An 18433-nucleotide genomic window follows, 5' to 3' on the forward strand; every position below is an offset into this window, starting at 1 on the left:
TAAACAAAACTTCAATTAAATGAGTGCCCATGTCGTCTGAAAAAATCGAAACTCGCCAGTTAATTCACTGGATTTTTAGTCAACTCAAACCCTACCGTCGAAAAGTGGTGTTGGCGATTTTGGCGTTAGTGATAGGCGCAGTGTCTTGGTTAATGCTGGGGCAAGGGGTAAAAGTCGTTGTAGATGAAGGCTTCCTAGCCAATAACAGTGATAAATTAAATCAAATGGTGTTTGCTGTTTTAGGCATTGCTTTGGTGGGCAGTATCGCTGCATTTTTTAGATTTTATTTAATGATATGGCTCGGTGAACGGGTTAGTGCCGATATTCGCAAGCAAGTCTATTTTCACCTTCTGAATCTATCTCCAGGTTTTTTTGAATCCACTCGCACTGGTGAAGTCATTTCCCGTTTTACCGCAGATACGACAGTACTACAAACAGTCGTAGGCATGGGGCTTTCCATGGCTTTACGTGCCTCTATTACCTTTATTGGTTCAATGTTACTGATGTTTATAACCAGTCCACTATTGACTTTATACGTTTTGATTGCGGTGCCTTTAGTGTTACTACCAATAAAATTCCTAGGAGAACGGGTGCGGATCTATGCCCGTAACAGTCAAGACCGAGTGGCCGATATGGGAGCATATGTAGACGAAAGTTTACATGAAATTCAAACCGTACAGGCGTATACCCACGAAGATATCGACCGCAGTTTATTTGGTGAACGCATTGAAGCGGTAATGTTAGCAGCAAGTCATCGAATCAAATACCGGGCATTAATGATTTCCTTGGTGATGGGGATCAGTATCACTGCTATTACTATCGTTGCATGGTTAGGGGCAAAAGAAGTGCTCAGTGCAGGGGTTAGTGCTGGTGAACTGACTGCATTTATGTTTTATGCCGTGATGGCCGGTGGTGCCGTTGCTACTATTAGTGAAGTGATAGGAGAGATTCAAAAAGCAGCTGGGGCCAGTGAGCGTTTGTTAGAGTTGTTAAGTACCCGTCCTTTGGTTGAAGCGCCTGCGAATCCAGAGATACTGCCTGAGGTAATTAGCGGACGCTTAGATATTTTAGATGTTAATTTTGCTTACCCAACTGCGCAACAGCTGCCGGTTCTTAAACAGCTGAATTTACGCATTCAAGCGGGAGAGCGGGTAGCCTTAGTTGGCCCAAGTGGCGCTGGGAAGTCTACCTTGTTCCAACTTTTACTTAGGTTCTACGATATAAACAGTGGCAGTATTCAAATTGACGGAATTAATAGTCAGATGTTATCACCTGACGTTTTACGTAAACAATTTGCGTTAGTGTCCCAAGAGTCCGTTATATTCGCGACCAATGCCCTAGAGAATATTCGTTACGGACGGCCTAATGCGAGTATGGAAGAGGTGATTGAGGCTGCAAAAGCGGCAAGGGCAGATAAATTCATTAGTGAGTTACAAGACGGATATTTTACGGATTTAGGAGAAAGAGGTGTTAGATTATCAGGTGGGCAAAAACAGCGTATTGCTATTGCCAGAGCCATTCTCGCTGATCGGCCTATATTACTACTCGATGAAGCCACTAGTGCGTTGGACGCCAGCAACGAACAATTGGTCAAACTTGCTCTGGATAAATTAATGGATGGTAAAACGACTTTGATTATCGCCCATCGATTATCTACAGTGGTAAATGCCGACCGGATTGTGGTCATGGATAGAGGCGAAGTGGTAGCTATAGGTAGCCATCAGGAATTGATGCAAGGTAACAGTGTTTATCGACAATTCGCTGAATTACAACTGGTTAGTTAGCCAATAGCTATTATTAAATGATGAGATATGAATGCAGTTAAAGTGAAAATACGCCAATTTTCACTTTAATTTAGCCTAAGTGACTTAATCACTAGCACATTACTAGGAACCAAACTAAACAATGTTGCAACTCATTGATGTTAAAAGACAGTTTCAAAACGGAGAGGAGATCGTCACCGCCCTAGATGGAGTATCCCTGACGATTAAGGAAAATGAATTTGTGGCCGTAATGGGCAGTTCAGGTTCAGGAAAATCTACCTTAATGAATGTGCTTGGGTGTTTAGATACACCCAATCAAGGTCAATACTTACTAGCGGGACAAGACGTTGCCAAGCTCGATGATGATACATTATCAGCTATCCGCAATAGCCACATCGGATTTATCTTTCAGACCTTTCACTTACTCCCCAAATTAGATGCCATAGGAAACGTACTCTTACCTTTGCGCTACGCTGATACCAGTGAAGAAGAAGCTATGCAACGGGCGTTATCTCTCATCGACAGAGTGGGGATAAGTCAGCGAAAACATCACAAGCCCTTTGAAATGTCTGGTGGTCAAAGACAGCGAGTAGCCATTGCCCGTGCGCTGATCAATCAGCCTAAAGTAATATTGGCTGATGAACCTACAGGAAACTTAGATAGCAAAACCTCCCTTGAAATTATGGCGTTACTGACAGAGTTACATCAAGCTGGGCAAACTATCGTGATGGTTACCCATGAAGAGGATATTGCTACTTACGCTCAACGGGTGATCAGAATGAAAGATGGGCGGATCATTAATGAAGATTAATATGTCTGTTTTTGCTGTTAAGTTAAGCCACTTTCAACTATTTGTGGGCTTTTTTATTCTATTGTCGTTTAACCACTTTGCTCTGGCATCGGGTGAATCATTATTATTAACGGGTAAAATTAGTTCGGCCAAAAAGCAAGTTGTTACCGCACCCCGGGGACGGACTTGGAACATCCAGATCCAATGGTTAGAAGAAGAAGGCAAGGTTGTGGAAGCCGGTGATTTGATCGCAGTGTTTGATGGTTCCTTAATTCAAAGTCAATTGGAAGCCAATGAAGAGATACTCGAAACTGAACAGTTAGAATTGACGCAAATAAAAATGGAATTAGAGCAGGGGTATTTAGAAGCAAAAGGCGCGTTAACGATTGCTCAAATGCGGGTGGAGCAAGCGAAAATTGAGGCCAATGTGCCAGAGTCACAAGTTAGTCAGCTAGATAAAGGTAAGTTTGAGTTAACCTTGCAAAGGACCGAGATGGAGCTTATTAAAGCTAACGAGAATCTCAAACTAGCTGAAAGTGCTTTGCAAACAGGCGTTGAAAAGCAGCGAATTCAAATACGTTTAATCGAAGATGAAATACGCTATCAAAGCAGTCAAATGGAAAAAATGAGTGTTACTGCCAACTTTAAAGGACCGATAAGCTACGCTATTCATCCATGGACGGGGGAGAAAATGGCGGCCGGAATGAACGCTCGTGCTTCTTGGAACATTATTGATGTGCAAGCCACTGATGATTTCCAAATTGAAAGTTGGGTCCATGAAATCGATATTGAGCATGTAAAGGCTAATAAAAATGTTGAGCTAGTGTTAGATGCTTATCCCAGCAAAAAATTCAAAGGCAAGCTTACCTTCCTGTCGACTCAAACAGAAAAGAAAGTGCAGTGGAGTAACAGCGTTTATTATCCCGTTATTTTTCAATTTGTGGATGTTCCTGACCTCACTTTGCTGCCCGGTATGAGTGTGCGTATTGACATTCCTCAACCAGCGATTGATGAGCGATAGTATGAAAAATTCAAGTTTAATATGGTGTGTCATTTGGCTAAGCGTATATTCTTTGTGGGGGTGCTCCGAAGCCATTATTGCCGACGATGATAGTGAAGAGATCAACGAAGGGATTATTGCCCCGGCTGAGTTAGTGTCGTTGCAAGATGCGCCTGTAGGGCCTCCAAGTATTCGCCGAATGTGGCAATTTAAAATTGAATATTTAGCACCAGAAAATGCGTTGATTACAAAAGGCGAAATAGTTGTTAAGTTCGATGGGGATAAGCTAACTGAAGATTTAGTTAGTAAACAGAGTGATTTAGAGGCGGCAATAAAAGAGTCTGAGAAGCGTAAACTTAAGGAGCAAGCAACTCAAAAAGATCTCGAGTTAAACATGGCTGAAGCTAAAATGAATATGGAAATTTCTCAGCGTAAAGTGGCGATTACCGATGCATCACGTTCGGAAGTTGAACGTTTAAAACAAGTGTCAGAATATGAAATAAACCGTGTTTTATATCAACAATCTATACAGAAGTTAGCCCAGCATAAAGAGCGAATGGTGATCAATGGCGAGGTGCAAAATGGGCGAATTAAAAAATTACAGCTAAGAGTCAAAAATATTCAGGACAGCTTGGATAAGTTAATCGTAAAAGCGCCTAAAAACGGCTTAGTGGTTTATCAAGTGGATAACAACGACAACAAACCTGCCGTAGGTGAAACCGTCTATATGGGGCGGCCAATAGTAACCTTACCATCATTAGATAAACTAGCAGTGAAAGTTGAATTTGACGAATCGGACTCATCAATTGTCAAAGTAGGACAGCAGGTAAAAGTCATTTTGGACGCCCATCCGGAAAAGCCTTTTGCTGGCACTATAACGTCCCTTGGGCAAGCCTATCGAAATCGCTCTCAACACAATCTAAAAGTGGTATTCGATGCTTGGGTTAAACTTGAAAAGCTCGATTTAGATATGATGCGGCCAGGCATGAAGGCCAATGTGCAATTGCTTATTAAGGAGCGTACATGAAGAGATTCCTATTCTGTTTTACTATGTTGAGTGTGCTGTTTTTAACAGGCTGCGAGGAGGAAGTAACGCAAATACCCACCTTCGAAGTGCATGCAAAATCCTTTGCAATTACCCTTGGTGGTTTTGGTGAAATTGAAGCCGTTCAAGCACAAAAAATAGTCTCTCCAGGTAGGCGGCCTATGGTTCTTTCATGGTTAGCAGATGAAAATACCCAAGTGAAAAAGGGCGATATTATAGCCCGATTTGATGCAGAACAATTATTGGTTGATAGCCAAGAAGAAGAATTACGAATGGCGTTGTTTAGTCAAGACATAATTCAAAGTGAAGCCGAACGTTATCAACAACAAAACGACATACTCTCCGAGCAGGAATTTGTTGACTATGAATTTGATTTTGCAGATAAATTTGCCATTGATGATTTGCGTGTTTATTCCAAACTCGAAATTATAGATTCCTTTCAAAATCGTGACTTTTTAGGTGCTAAAGATGAGTTTTTAGATTGGAAAAAGGACAGTGTTGAGCAGCAAAATAACAGTAATGTTGGCGTGCTAGAAATTAAACGCAGAGGCCATGAACTTAAATATTTACGTCATCAACAAGCTTTGTCGCAGTTACAAGTTTTTGCACCTAACGATGGATTACTAACCTACGAGAGGGATCGTATGGGGGAAAAGCCGTCAGTGGGGCAAACGGTTTTTCCTGGTCGCGCAATTGCCAAAATCCCCAATCTAAATAACATGCAAGCTCGGGTATTTGTATTGGCTAAAGACGCTATTAGTTTAAAATCGGGCATTGCAGTGAGCGTTACTTTAGATGCCTACCCAAACAAAACCTTTATGGGCAAAGTGCAAAGTGTTTCAGGTTACCCAAGATCAATACAAAGAGGCAACCCTGTTACTTATTACGAATTGGTTATTGAGTTAACTCAACAAGATATTAGCTTAATGCAGCCAGGTCGAAAACTTAAAGCGGAAATATTGGTACAGGATGCCAAGCCTGCTTTAGTGGTGCCTTTACAAGCTATTCATCATCAACATGGTAAAAGCTATGTTTACCTCAAGTCGGGTCAGACCTTCAAACAGCGGCTTATTACCACTAAACAAAAGAATTTGTATTTTGTGGAAGTTGAAAGCGGTTTAGAAGAAGGGGATATCATCGCCTTGAGTCTACCGGAGTTGTCATCATGAAGCGTTATTTAAGCTTAATTGGCGATGCCATAGCTGAATTGTCGGCACAAAAATTACGTACGTTTTTGACACTCTTAGGTATGATCTTTGGGGTCGGGGCGGTGATTGCCATGCTCAACATAGGCAAAGGTGCTGAAAACGAAGCGCTTAAGTTAATCGACTCCATGGGGGTCAACAACATCATCGTGCAAAGCGTAAATTATGATAAAGATGAATTGGTCGAGATCCGCGAAGAAAGTCTTGGATTGAACATGGGGGATGTTCACGCAGCTCTGAAAACCTTACCTTTTGTTGATGATTACAGTGCCAGTAAAAATATAAAAGTGCATGATATTTATAGTGATTATGGAAAATCCGACGCACAATTATTAGGTGTCTCTAGCAGTTATTACAAACATGCTAATATGCACTTAACCTCAGGACGCTTTACCGATCAGCATGACAATGACAGTTTAGCCCAAGTGGCCGTATTGGGTATTGATGTTGCTAACGAGTTGTTTCCCAAACAGCAAGCGCTTGGAAAATACGTCAAAGTTAACCATATTTGGTTACATGTTGTGGGTGTTTTGTCCCCACCAGAGGGCAATAAAAACGAGTTCCAAGGGGTAAAAATAGGCGGTGATCGCTATCGGATTTTTATTCCTATCTCCACGGCAGAACAAAAGCTAAAAAGTGGAAATTTAGCCAGTGAACTAGATAGTATTAAGCTGAGTATCGCAAAAAACACAAATCCCATTGTGGCTTCCAAAGCCGTTGCTGAATTAATGCAGATGCGCCATGGTGGCGTTCAGGATTATGAATTGATCATTCCCGCGGCGTTGTTGGAGCAGCAAAAACAAACTCAAGAGATATTTAACATAGTTATGGCCTGTGTCGCTGGGATTTCTTTGTTAGTGGGTGGCATTGGTATTATGAATATTATGTTGGCCAACGTCATGGAAAGAACCACCGAAATTGGTCTACTGAGAGCCGTGGGCGCTCGCCAAATTGATATTAAACAACAGTTTCTTGCTGAAAGCTTTACAATTTCTGTGTTGGGTGGGCTGTTAGGCGTATTTTTTGGTTTAGTGCTTTCAGAGATCATCGGTTTTTATTCTGGATGGGCTGTGAGTTGGTCTATGCCAGCAATATTTTTATCCTTGTCAATTTGTATGATTGTAGGTGTGGGTTTTGGGGTGTTTCCAGCGATTAAAGCATCAAAACTCAACCCCATCGAAGCCCTGCATTCAGACTAACCTTTAGGCCCTGTGAATGGAATTTGAAAAAGAAACAATTGTCGCCGTAGTTGGCTCAAAAAATCCGGTAAAAGTTAAGGCGTTTAAAGATACCTTGGCTAGGATTTATCCCCATAAACAAATTGAATGTCGGGGCGTTGATGCACCTTCTTTGGTGTCTGAACAGCCTATGTCAGAAAAAGAAACCTACCAAGGGGCATTTAACCGAGTTAACTTTTGTCAGTCTCATTTTGATGCGGATTTTTATGCCGCTATGGAAGGAGGTGTCGACAATTTTACATACGGCCCAGCTACATTTGCTTTTGTGGTAGTCTCGACTGACGCTAAATTACAAGTGGGCAGAAGTGCCAATCTGCCTATACCAGAATCGGTTTTTCAACAGTTACAACAAGGGGAGGAACTCGGCCCCTTAATGGACCAACTATTTGGTACCAGTAACGTCAAACAAAAAGGTGGCGCCATAGGCTTATTAACCAATGGCCTTGAAACCCGTGGCGGCAATTACACCCAAGCATTAACCTTAGCCATGGCGCCGTTTCTCCACGCCGAGCGGTTTTAGTTCTGCTCCTTTTCCATGGGCGAAAAGGACCTTGTAGCACGGTATTTATGCCGTGAACGGGATGTTTGAGGGCAAACTCCATGGGCTAAAGCCCATGCTACGGGTTTTTGGTTTTTCTTCTGCTAATGCCTATGATGTTAAAACTTTTAAACAACAAAATGATACCTGTGAGGGTGAACACAAGCGCGGAAATGGAAAAGGTGATTAATAATGGATTATTAAAATCTTCTCGTTCATCATAATCCATAATATGTAACATCCAAAAGAAATCAAAAATACGCCACAAATCGCTTCTGATGGTGGTGAGTTTTCCATTTGTTGGTGACACATATAAGGTGGTGTTCCAAGTGTCGTCAAATATTAATTGCCAAACTTTCCCTTTATTTCGCGACGCTTCCATGGGGGCTTTATCTAATAACTTTTGTTCAACTAACTTGCCGTCACCAAGGTAATGCTGTTTAGCGATTAAAGCGGCTACATCGGCATTGATAGTCGCCATTAATTCACCGCTAAACCCATGGAATAATCGCTCGCCAGAGGCTGTTTGAAACGCATAGTAGGGCTCACCTAAAACAGTGGTATAAGAAATTCTATTAATTGGATCTGCAATCTTAAGTCGGAGGGTATCTAAAGAATAAAGATACTGTTGATTGTCGATAACGTGGTGCAGTTTTTTACTGGCTAGGTGATCCCCGTGCACTTTTTCTAAGGGGATGACACTCATTATCACGCCACCTAAAATCCACAACAAAATTTGTAATGCTAGAAACAATCCTGCCCATTTGTGCACAAACCGCGATAAACGAAAGAGCTTTTTAATCATAATCTTAGGTTAAATAAACAATCTTGCCGCAGATTTACGCATGGATAAAGTTAAGTGTCAATTGCACGGGGTTTTGTAGCACGGTATTTATGCCGTGAACGGGATGTTTGAGGGCAAACTCCATGGGCTGAAGCCCATGCTGCAGGTTGTTGTAGCACGGTATTTATGCCGTGAACGGGATGTTTGAGGGCAAACTCCATGGGCTGAAGCCCATGCTACAGGTTGTTGTAGCACGGTATTTATGCCGTGAATGGGATGTTTGAGGGCAAACACCATGGGCTAAAGCCCATGCTACAGGGTTTTGTAGCACGGTATTTATGCCGTGAACGGGATGTTTGAGGGCAAACTCCATGGGCTAAAGCCCATGCTACAGGTTGTTGTAGCACGGTATTTATGCCGTGAATGGGATGTTTGAGGGCAAACTCCATGGGCTAAAGCCCATGCTACAGGGTTTTGTAGCACGGTATTTATGCCGTGAATGGGATGTTTGAGGGCAAACTCCATGGGCTAAAGCCCATGCTACATGTATTTTGTAGGCGGGTGCTTTAGCCCCGCGATTGGTTATCACTGGCTTTTTGATGGCGAACTTCGTTGATGATAAATAACAGCTCTGCTGCGGCTTGTGCATCTGAAAGGGCTCTGTGATGTCTGCTCATATCAATCCCAAAATGTCGGGTTAGATTGGCTAATGAATATGATGGCAGCCCCGGCACTGCTTTGCGCATCTCGCGGACGGTACACAGTTTAGGCATACGAAAATTTTGATCGAGGCGTTCAAATTCTGCGCGGATAAACCCATAATCAAAATTCACGTTATGGGCAACAAAAACACAATCAGACAAATAGCTGCGTAAGTTTTCTGCTATTTCCACAAATAAAGGGGCATCGCTAACCATTTCATCATCAATTCCGGTTAATTGAGTGATTTTTTGTGGAATATGACGCTGGGGATTGACCAGAGTTTGCCAACTATCAATGACCTTGCCGTTGATAACTTTGGCTATGCCAATTTCAGTAATCCTATGTTGATTTGCCCGTCCGCCAGTGGTTTCGATATCAACTACAGCATAGGGTTGTTGGGGATCTAAAAACCACTCAACTTGGGTCACTGCCACCTTAAACCCTGATTTTCTAAGCTGTTTGATGGTTAATAGCTGATTTTTACGTAATTGATCACCTGGCGCCTTTATTTCTTCAAAGCGCAATCCGTTATCATCCACCACCATGATATCTGGATAACCATCAGCATAGTTTTTAAAGTCTTTTGCCATCATTCTTAGATGGTCTTTAAAGCCTTCGATATCCACATGATCAAAAAATACCGCTAACACCTCAAGCAAGGATTTGTGCCAACGAAAAATACCGTTAGGACGACCGTATTTTTCGAGCATAACTTTGGATAATTGTTTGAAGGTGAGTTGGGCACTGGTCATTCGGTAAAGGCGCGTCTCAATATCTTGCTCGTAAAGGTGATAGAAATTATTTTGACTGATAGCTTGGGGTTTGTAATCGAATTCAGTGACCAATGCATTGCTATCCATTTCAAAAAGCTCATGCCAAAACACTAAACCAAACAATGCACGCCACAGCCTATTTTCAGTGCGAAAGGCCTGTTTTTTCTGCTTCTGATAATACAGTTTTACCCCTTGCTCCACCGAGTCCATGTACATCTCATCAATCAAAACTTTAGTGGATTGCTCCCGCAACATATCGGTGAGGCTACTGGTACGTTTTTGTTGAAATTTACGGGCTAAAAAGTCTTCAGCAAAGGTTAATAAGGCTTCTGACTCTGGCTCTTCAATAATTCTCTCTAAGCGGTTTTTTACCCAGTCTGTTTCCCCTAATTTGTATTTTTCACGAATCACTTTTTCTTGCGCTAGGGGCTCGGCAGAGGCTGCCAATAAGTTGATCCCTAGGGAGACATCTTGGGGGAGAATGGCTTTACCTAATTTTAATAAAAAGCGGTCACAATATTCGTTGGCAAGGGTACCTTGGGGCACTGGAAAAGAGGTAAATTGCTGGGCAAGTGAAACTTGTTGACTAGCGGTTAGGGTGGACACTTGGCGGCGCTGATGCGCATAGAAAAACGCACTCTTAGCTTCGTCGATGAAGTCGAATCGTGCATTATCAGTACTTACTCCTCGCTGCGTCGGCATAATTCCGAGGTCGCGCATGGAAAATTTGGATAAGTTACTGTTGAGATCCCCAAAAAACAAAAATAAAAAATAGTGTATGTGCTGGTCTTTCCCTCGGTGTATAACCGTGTTGTTTTCGAGCAACGGGGAGAAGTCTTCAAATTGACAATATTCTTGCACTAACTGTAAATAATCGGCTTTACTTTGGGAGGTTTTAAAACTGATATCTGCATTACGCAATACTTGCGCTAATTCTGGTTTGGTGAGGTTATTGGTTAACTCTGCAAAGTGGCACTGGTTCACTTCTGTGTAAAAACCTTCTGCTATTAGTGTGTCTAAATGCAATTGGTGATGGTTAATTTCTTCGTAAAACAGTGAAGTACGTTTAATGATGGGAGATTTTCGATTGAGCCCACGAACGTACAAACATTGGGCGTCTTCACAAAGAGCATGAAATTTATCAATAAAGGCACTATCTTCAGTAGAGAGCAAATGTGCACAGGGGCCAGTAATAAACCCAAGAAACTCATGAAAATGGGTTAAATAATATTTGCTCGGGAGCTCTTTCATCAAAGCATATAATCATATTGATTGGACACTATTTTAGTGTATTTTAAAAACTACTGTATATCCAGTCAGTGTTGGGTGGTTTTTCAAACTTTTTCAGTGTTTTTTCCGTAAACCATAATATCTTAACAACTCAAGGAGTCACCATGAGCCTCACAGTCGCCAGTAAATTTGAATGTCCGTACTGTATGACAATCAACGATTTAGAAATCGACGAAGCCAACGATATCAACCAACAGCAAATCGTCGACTGCCAAATATGTTGCCAACCCATTGAATTACAAGTCATTGATAACGGCTTTGGTATTGAGGTGATCGCGAAGCGGGATGACGAGTAAAGAGCAAGCGAGACGACGAGTAGAGAGCAAGCGAGATGACGAGTAGAAAGCAAGCGTGATGCGAATAAGTAGCAAGGGAGGTGATGAGTAACCTGCTAGGGAGTAAATGAGTATGACGAATAAGGAAAGTATTCCGTTGCTTATAAAGTCAGCTGTGCAACATAAACATACAAAATGTTCAAATAGTGAGCAGTATTGTTGACACTTTGTCTTGTTCGGTTAACCCACTTAATAGTGATAATGTTCTTGTCTAAAGGCTTTTTCTGGTATACTCCGCAAAATTTTAAACCCTTAACTTCTTGGTACAATACATGACTGTTATGCGACAGCCTGTTCAGCGAATGAAAGCTGAAAAAGGGCTATTTTCCTATCCTAAATATTGGGCCGAATGTTTTGGTCCAGCGCCGTTTCTGCCTATGTCTCGAAAGGAAATGGATCAATTAGGCTGGGATAGCTGTGACATTATTATTGTGACCGGGGATGCCTATGTTGATCATCCTAGTTTTGGAATGGCGGTAATCGGCCGCGTACTCGAATCCCAAGGGTTCCGAGTGGGGATAATTTCTCAACCAGACTGGACCAGCAAAAAAGACTTCATGAAACTAGGTGAACCAAACTTATTTTTTGGTGTAACTGCGGGCAATATGGACTCTATGATCAACCGCTACACAGCGGATCGAAAATTACGTCACGACGATGCTTACACGCCAAATAATGAAGGTGGAAAACGTCCTGATAGAGCCGTTACTGTGTATACCCAACGTTGTAAAGAAGCCTACAAAAAGCCAGTAGTCATTGGTGGTATCGAAGCAAGTTTGCGCCGCATAGCCCATTACGATTATTGGTCAGACAAAGTTAAACGTTCAGTGCTGTTTGATTCTAAAGCCGACATGTTGATGTTTGGTAATGCCGAACGCCCTTTGTTAGAAATGGCCCATCGATTTGCCGCAGGCGAGACTATCGCAGATATGCAGGATATTCGCGGCACTGCGGTGATACGCAAAGAACCATTGCCTGAGTGGCAAGGTGTTGATTCAACGCACGTAGATGTAATTGGCAAAATTGACCCTATTCCTAGCCCTTATGAATACATTGAAGATAAGTGTGCTGTGGCTGAAGATGAGCAAAACAAAGTCATTGATGATGCTCAAAAAGCCAAACCTGTGGTGGTGCAACCATTTACCTCTAAAACCCAGCGCAGAAAACCTTGGGAAAAGACTTATGTGATGTTGCCACCTTATGATGTGGTGCGAGCTGAGAAAACTCATTATGCTCATACATCACGGATATTACATCAAGAAACCAACCCAGGTTGCGCTCGCGCGTTGGCTCAGCGTCATGGCGATCGTATTATTTGGATAAATCCGCCGGCATTTCCATTGGAAACCGAAGAGATGGACGCGGTGTTTGATTTACCCTATGCCCGTGTGCCTCATCCTAGTTATGGCAAAGCCAAAATTCCTGCTTACGACATGATTAAAACGTCGGTGAATATCATGCGTGGTTGTTTTGGTGGTTGTACATTCTGTTCTATTACCGAGCATGAAGGACGGGTGATCCAAAGTCGCTCTGAAGATTCGATTATTCGTGAAATCGAGCAAATTCGCGACAAAGTACCAGGTTTTACCGGGGTAATCTCCGATTTAGGCGGTCCTACAGCCAATATGTATAAATTGCGTTGTAAAAGTGCCAAAGCTGAACAAACTTGCCGTCGTCTCTCCTGTGTGTGGCCAGATATTTGTGGTCACCTAGATACCGACCAAACGCCCACAGTGGAGCTGTATAAAAAAGCCCGCAAAGTTGAAGGGGTGAAGAAAGTTTTAATTGCTTCTGGCGTTCGTTATGACTTGGCCATTGAAGATCCCAATTATGTCAAAGAACTGGTTACCCATCATGTGGGAGGCTACCTAAAAATAGCCCCTGAACATACTGAGAAAGCGCCACTGGATAAGATGATGAAACCCGGCATGGGCACTTACGAACGTTTTAAAGAAATGTTCGATAAGTACACCAAAGAAGCGGGCAAAATTCAGTATCTGATCCCGTATTTTATTTCTGCTCACCCGGGCACAGAAGATATGGATATGGTGAGCTTAGCCATGTGGCTTAAAGAGCACAATTTCAAATTGGATCAGGTACAAAACTTCTATCCTTCGCCCATGGCTAACGCGACTACTATGTATCACACGGGTAAAAACCCGATACATAAAGTAAATCACAAAAGTGAGCAAGTCACAGTGCCAAAAGGCGAGATCCACCGCCGTTTACATCGTGCATTTTTACGTTATCACGATCCTGCAAACTGGCCAGTAATCCGCAAAGCATTAAAAGAAATGGGTAAAGCCCACCTGATCGGAAACGGAGCTAAACATCTAGTACCCGCAGAAAGCAAAGATGAATTAAGTGGGAAGGCTCATAATAACTATGCCAAACGGTCGCGGAATAAAGCGTTTGCCAAAGGCAAAGGAAAAGCTAAATCTCAGCAAGGGTTAACCCGCTTTAGTGATAATCAGCCCCACAATAAAGCGGCGGGTAAGTCCAACAAAAAACGTTAATCAAGTTCAGTGCGGGAGTGTATCCCGCGTAATAGCCTAGGTTGACCTTAGGTGTTAAGTTTACGTTGGTGTGTTTATGGCATCGTTTCCATGGCATAACATGTTTCATTTCCACGTATAAACAACCCACGGCATAAATGCCGTGCTACAACCCCACGGCATAAATGCCATGCTACACGGGCTGGTTGTTATCTAATGCCTTGAAGAATATTTCGCTGTCTTGACGAATATGCCGTAATTTTTCATCTTTCATTCTGTTTAAGGTGGCGTAGGGCATGCCTAACCTTGGGTTGGTGGCGAGCTTGTCTCGGTTACGGTCCAAAAAGTCCCAATATAGGTAATTAAACGGGCAGGCTTGTGGGCCGTTTTTCTGCTTAACGTTATAATGGCAATGTTGGCAGTAATCGGACATTTTATTGATATAACTGCCACTTGCCGCATAGGGTTTACTGGCTAACAAACCTCCATCGGCGTATAAAATCATGCCGCTAACATTGGGCATTTCCACCCATTCATAGGCATCGGCGTAAACGATCAAATACCATTGGTTAACATCATCCGGATGCACACCACTTAACAGCAAAAAGTTTCCTAAAATCATTAATCGCTGAATATGATGGGCATAGGCGTTGTCTCGGGTTTCACTGATACATTGTTGTAAACAATTCATATCAGTGTCTGCACTCCAAAAAAATTCCGGTAACTGTCGCTGTGCATGGAGGGCATTTTGTTTTTTGTAATCGGGCATTTTTAGCCAATAAATCCCTCTCACATACTCCCGCCAACCAAGTACTTGCCGAATAAAACCCTCAACAGAGTTCAGCGGCGCATCACCATTATGATAAGCATTCTCGGCCAGTTCGATGACCTCTCTAGGTAGCAGTAAACCGCAGTTTAAATAAAAGCTAATATGGGAATGGAATAACCAAGGTTTGCCTTGCACCATGGCATCTTGATATTGGCCAAAGTTGGATAATCTTTCCGCCACAAAATCTTTCAATATCATTAATGCTTGTTGTCGTGTGGTGGCAAAATGGAAATTATCTAAATTGCCAAAATGATCGGTAAACTCAGTTTCCACCAATTTTAATACTTCTTGGGTGATCTGGTCTGGTTCAAATTGGCTGTGGCTGGGAATTTCGACATCTTTATCCATTGCATTGCGGTTAGCACTGTCATAGTTCCATTTTCCGCCACTGGGTTGATCTGCTTCCATTAACGTCATGGTGGATTGACGCATTTGCCGATAGAAAAACTCCATCCGCAGTTGTTTTTTATCTTTTGCCCACTGGGAAAAATCATCGATATGACTCAAAAATCGGTCATCATCCATGATTGAGACGGGAGCATCTAACTTTTCTTGCCAGCTTTTAAAATCTTGCAGTACTCGGTATTCTCCTGGAAAAGTGAGGGCAATTTGTTTAATTTTGCTATTCTCTAGAACACGTTTTACTTCTTTAAATAACGATCCTTGGTTGTCTGGATCGTCATACTTGATATATCGAACTTGATAACCTGAGTCTGTCAGTTGTTGCGCAAAATGGCGCATAGCAGAAAATAAAAAAGCGATTTTCTTTTTATGATGCTTTACGTAACTGGCTTCCGTTTTTACTTCCGCCAGTAAAATTAAATCGTTGTTTTTGTCACAATCCCGCAAACTAGCTAAAGACATGCTGAGCTGGTCTGCAAGAATTAATCTAAGGGTATTTGCCATGCTCTTGATCTCAATTCGGTAATTTAGGCATTTTTGACGGCTTCATAGGCGTCTAAAGCTTGTTGGCGTGACTCTTTTAAATCCACTAACGGATGAGGGTAGTCTTCTCCAAGACGGATCCCTGCTTTAGATAAAACTTCCTTAGGTGCATCCCAAGGTTTGTGGATATATTTGTTCGGTAGGTCTTTTAGTTCAGGACAATAATGACGGACGTATTCGCCTTCGGTATCAAACTTTTCCCCTTGGGTGACGGGGTTAAAAATTCTAAAAAATGGCGAAGCGTCCGCGCCGGAACCCGCAACCCATTGCCAACTTGCGCTATTAGCGGCGAGATCTGCATCTAACAAACAATCCCAAAACCAACTTTCACCATGATGCCAATGTGTTCGTAAGTTTTTTACTAGGTAGGAGCCTACTATCATGCGCACACGGTTATGCATGTAACCGGTTTGCCAAAGTTCACGCATGCCAGCATCCACAATAGGCACACCTGTTTGCCCTTGCTGCCAAGCCTCTAAATTGTTGTTGCGTCCTCGCCACTGGTATTGATTAAATTTTCCATTGTAGTTTTCACTGGGTAATGTAGGAAAGTGATACAACAAATAATAGCTAAATTCGCGCCAGCCAATTTCACTTAAAAAACAATCCATATGAGGATCTTCCATGCTGCCGTCAAACTTATGCAAAGTGGCATACCAAATTTGGTTAGGAGATATTTCACCGAAGTGCAAATGTGGCGAAAGATGTGAGGTGCCATTAAGGCTAGGCACATCACGGGCTTGTTTGTATTCGTTTACTGGTTCGTTTAAAAAGTCGCTCAGCGCAACTCCCGCGCCTTCTTCTCCTGGCTGCCACTGTTGTTGCATTTGTTTGTACCAGTTGATCTTGGGCAAGAGTTCAAGGCTGTCTATTCCTGCATCCAGTGTCTTGTGATAAATAAATGTTGCTTGTTTCGGTGCGGCCTCCACGGAACGGGGAGAGGGCGCTTTTAAGCATCCTTTGCGGTAAAACGGGGTGAACACTTTATAGGGTGTACCGCTTTGGTTCATAATCGTCCATGGCTCCCATAACAAGGAACCATTAAAGCTATTCACAGTGACACCGTCTTCTTGTAACTGTTGTTTTATCTGTTTATCACGGTGGATTTGCCATGGCTGGTAACAACGATTCCAAACCAGTTGTTCAGCTCCAGTTTCAGATATCAAGTTTTGCAATATCTCTAGGGGATCACCGCAAGCAATATGTAACTTTCCATCTAAGGACTTATTTAAGCTGTGCAATGAATGGTGAAGCCACCATTTGCTGGCCGCCCCTGGAGTAAAACTTTCGGCATTACAATTATCATAAATATAAACGGGGAGCACGTCGCCATTTTGGCAAGCCTTGCGCAGTGCAGGGTTATCCCTGAGGCGAAGGTCCTGGCGAAACCACATGATGCTAATTGGATTGCTCAAAGCCAAAGTCCTTATTTTGTAATAAAAAATGTAAAGTAACTAATACCCATTTTAGACCAATATGGATCTCAGCAATTACGCATATTAATTTGTACAACGGTTGCGATTCAATTAACGTAATCACACGTGTTGTATAGAAAGTTAGAGTTAGTCAATGAACCAGTTTTCCAAAGAGTACCTTGTAGTTGCACAAAATGCCTCGGGCAGAAATATGAATGTGCCTTTGTACCGATTTAAAGGTAGCAAGGCAGGGCCTAAAGTTTATGTGCAAAGTTCAATTCATGGCGCTGAGGTACAGGGCAATGTGGTGATTTATCATTTAATTCAGACCCTGAAAAACCTTGATATTTGTGGGGAAATCACCCTAGTGCCAAACTGCAATCCAGTGGGCACCAATATCAAAGCGGGTGAATATACCTTAGGACGATTTGACCCCATTAATGGAACAAATTGGAATCGAGGGTACTATTTTGATCAAGACTTGGTAACTGACTTTGTGGATACGGTGGCGGAAGATGAACCCTTAAACGCCATCAAATCACGCTTTCGTCAGGCCATTAAACAGAAAATTGATGAAAAGTTAACGGATACTTGGGGTCTAGGGCTGGCGCAGCAGCTTAACTTGAAACTCCAACAACTGGCCTTTGATGCCGATATTGTCATTGATTTGCACAATGGCCCCGTTTCTACTCGGCATATCTATGTGCCTGAATATGCTAAGGCTTCAGCGACTTTATTTAATATTCCACATGTTATCTTGATCCCCAATCAATTTGCTGGGGCATTAGATGAAGCGACCTTCTGTCATTGGTGGACCTTACAAGATTTATTGTCTGCAAAAAGGTCGAGTGCCATTCAATTTGAGGTTGAAGCTTTTACCTTAGAAATGGGGTCACAAGAAGTCATTAGTTTTGATGAAGGTTTGTATGATGCTCAAAGCATTTTGTCTTATTTAAATGCCAAAGGTTGCCTAGTGGATGCTAAATACAGCCCCAAAGAGATGCAGCGAGTGGCGGTGACATTAAACAATTACAAAATCTTATATACCCATCAGGGAGGCATAGTGGAATATTTGGCTAAACCTGGGGTGGAAGTCAAAAAAGGGCAGCCATTGGCCAAAGTGCTCAATGTAGACGAACTAGAAAATGAACGGGGAACAGAAACTCTTTTTGCCCCCTGTGATCTCATTCCAATCTTGCACTTTCCCTCAGCTTCAGTGTTAAGTGGGACACAATTGTATAAGTGTTTTACCCATTATATTCAGTTAACTTGAGGCTAAGGTGCCC

14 protein-coding genes are annotated in these 18433 nt (G+C 42.4%); 10 read left to right on the forward strand and 4 right to left on the reverse strand.

Annotation, left to right across the window (positions count from 1 at the left end; translation table 11 throughout):
• The first annotated feature begins 29 nt into the window (after window positions 1-29).
• From AB6T38_RS15125 to yjjX, 7 genes are all read left to right on the forward strand, one after another.
• A complete protein-coding gene (locus tag AB6T38_RS15125) occupies window positions 30-1784 on the forward strand; it encodes an ABC transporter transmembrane domain-containing protein (RefSeq protein ID WP_372548096.1) in 1755 nt (584 codons plus the stop codon).
• 121 nt (window positions 1785-1905) lie between these two features.
• Window positions 1906-2574, forward strand: a complete 669-nt coding sequence (locus tag AB6T38_RS15130) for an ABC transporter ATP-binding protein (RefSeq protein ID WP_348489993.1) — start codon at window positions 1906-1908, stop codon at window positions 2572-2574.
• Window positions 2564-3574 (forward strand): HlyD family secretion protein, encoded by a 1011-nt coding sequence (locus tag AB6T38_RS15135; RefSeq protein ID WP_372548097.1) that lies wholly within the window; start codon window positions 2564-2566, stop codon window positions 3572-3574. The genes AB6T38_RS15130 and AB6T38_RS15135 overlap by 11 nt, the downstream gene beginning before the upstream one ends.
• Before the next feature lies 1 nt (window position 3575).
• The gene (locus AB6T38_RS15140) at window positions 3576-4580 is read left to right on the forward strand and encodes an HlyD family secretion protein (protein WP_372548098.1); all 1005 of its coding nucleotides are present in this window, start codon (window positions 3576-3578) and stop codon (window positions 4578-4580) included.
• Window positions 4577-5767: an efflux RND transporter periplasmic adaptor subunit gene (locus AB6T38_RS15145; RefSeq protein WP_372548099.1), complete on the forward strand. Its 1191-nt coding sequence runs from the start codon at window positions 4577-4579 to the stop codon at window positions 5765-5767. The genes AB6T38_RS15140 and AB6T38_RS15145 overlap by 4 nt, the downstream gene beginning before the upstream one ends.
• A complete protein-coding gene (locus AB6T38_RS15150; protein ID WP_372548101.1) occupies window positions 5764-7002 on the forward strand; it encodes an ABC transporter permease in 1239 nt (412 codons plus the stop codon). Before AB6T38_RS15145 ends, AB6T38_RS15150 begins: the two co-directional genes overlap by 4 nt.
• 16 nt (window positions 7003-7018) lie before the next feature.
• Window positions 7019-7561, forward strand: coding sequence for an inosine/xanthosine triphosphatase (yjjX, locus tag AB6T38_RS15155; protein ID WP_372548102.1), 543 nt, complete (start codon window positions 7019-7021; stop codon window positions 7559-7561).
• 97 nt (window positions 7562-7658) lie between these two features.
• Here yjjX and AB6T38_RS15160 read toward each other — a convergent pair whose 3' ends face one another.
• Together AB6T38_RS15160 and AB6T38_RS15165 are read right to left on the reverse strand one after the other, a co-directional pair.
• A complete protein-coding gene (locus tag AB6T38_RS15160) occupies window positions 7659-8285 on the reverse strand; it encodes a hypothetical protein (RefSeq protein WP_372548103.1) in 627 nt (208 codons plus the stop codon).
• 644 nt (window positions 8286-8929) lie between these two features.
• Window positions 8930-11089 carry an exonuclease domain-containing protein gene (locus AB6T38_RS15165; RefSeq protein ID WP_372548104.1) on the reverse strand — a complete coding sequence of 720 codons (2160 nt, stop codon included), beginning with the start codon at window positions 11087-11089 and terminating at the stop codon, window positions 8930-8932.
• A gap of 143 nt (window positions 11090-11232) precedes the next feature.
• On the opposite strand from AB6T38_RS15165, the gene AB6T38_RS15170 reads away from it, so the two are divergent.
• Both AB6T38_RS15170 and AB6T38_RS15175 read left to right on the forward strand, forming a co-directional pair.
• The gene (locus AB6T38_RS15170; RefSeq protein ID WP_348490001.1) at window positions 11233-11424 is read left to right on the forward strand and encodes a CPXCG motif-containing cysteine-rich protein; all 192 of its coding nucleotides are present in this window, start codon (window positions 11233-11235) and stop codon (window positions 11422-11424) included.
• A 311-nt stretch (window positions 11425-11735) separates the two neighbouring features.
• Window positions 11736-13979, forward strand: a complete 2244-nt coding sequence (locus AB6T38_RS15175; protein ID WP_372548105.1) for a YgiQ family radical SAM protein — start codon at window positions 11736-11738, stop codon at window positions 13977-13979.
• 172 nt (window positions 13980-14151) lie between these two features.
• Here the strand turns inward: AB6T38_RS15175 and AB6T38_RS15180 are convergent, their stop codons facing one another.
• Together AB6T38_RS15180 and AB6T38_RS15185 are read right to left on the reverse strand one after the other, a co-directional pair.
• Window positions 14152-15693: a cryptochrome/photolyase family protein gene (locus tag AB6T38_RS15180; protein WP_372548106.1), complete on the reverse strand. Its 1542-nt coding sequence runs from the start codon at window positions 15691-15693 to the stop codon at window positions 14152-14154.
• 23 nt (window positions 15694-15716) lie between these two features.
• On the reverse strand, window positions 15717-17147 hold the full coding sequence (locus AB6T38_RS15185) for a deoxyribodipyrimidine photo-lyase (RefSeq protein ID WP_372548107.1): 1431 nt from the start codon (window positions 17145-17147) through the stop codon (window positions 15717-15719).
• A 154-nt stretch (window positions 17148-17301) separates the two neighbouring features.
• Between AB6T38_RS15185 and AB6T38_RS15190 the strand changes: the two genes are divergently transcribed.
• Entirely contained in the window at window positions 17302-18420 is a 1119-nt protein-coding gene (locus tag AB6T38_RS15190; RefSeq protein ID WP_372548108.1) for a succinylglutamate desuccinylase/aspartoacylase family protein, read from the forward strand.
• The last annotated feature ends 13 nt before the right edge of the window (window positions 18421-18433 follow it).

Origin of the sequence: Aliiglaciecola sp. SL4, from assembly GCF_041538045.1 — a bacterium.
Lineage (GTDB): Bacteria > Pseudomonadota > Gammaproteobacteria > Enterobacterales > Alteromonadaceae > Aliiglaciecola.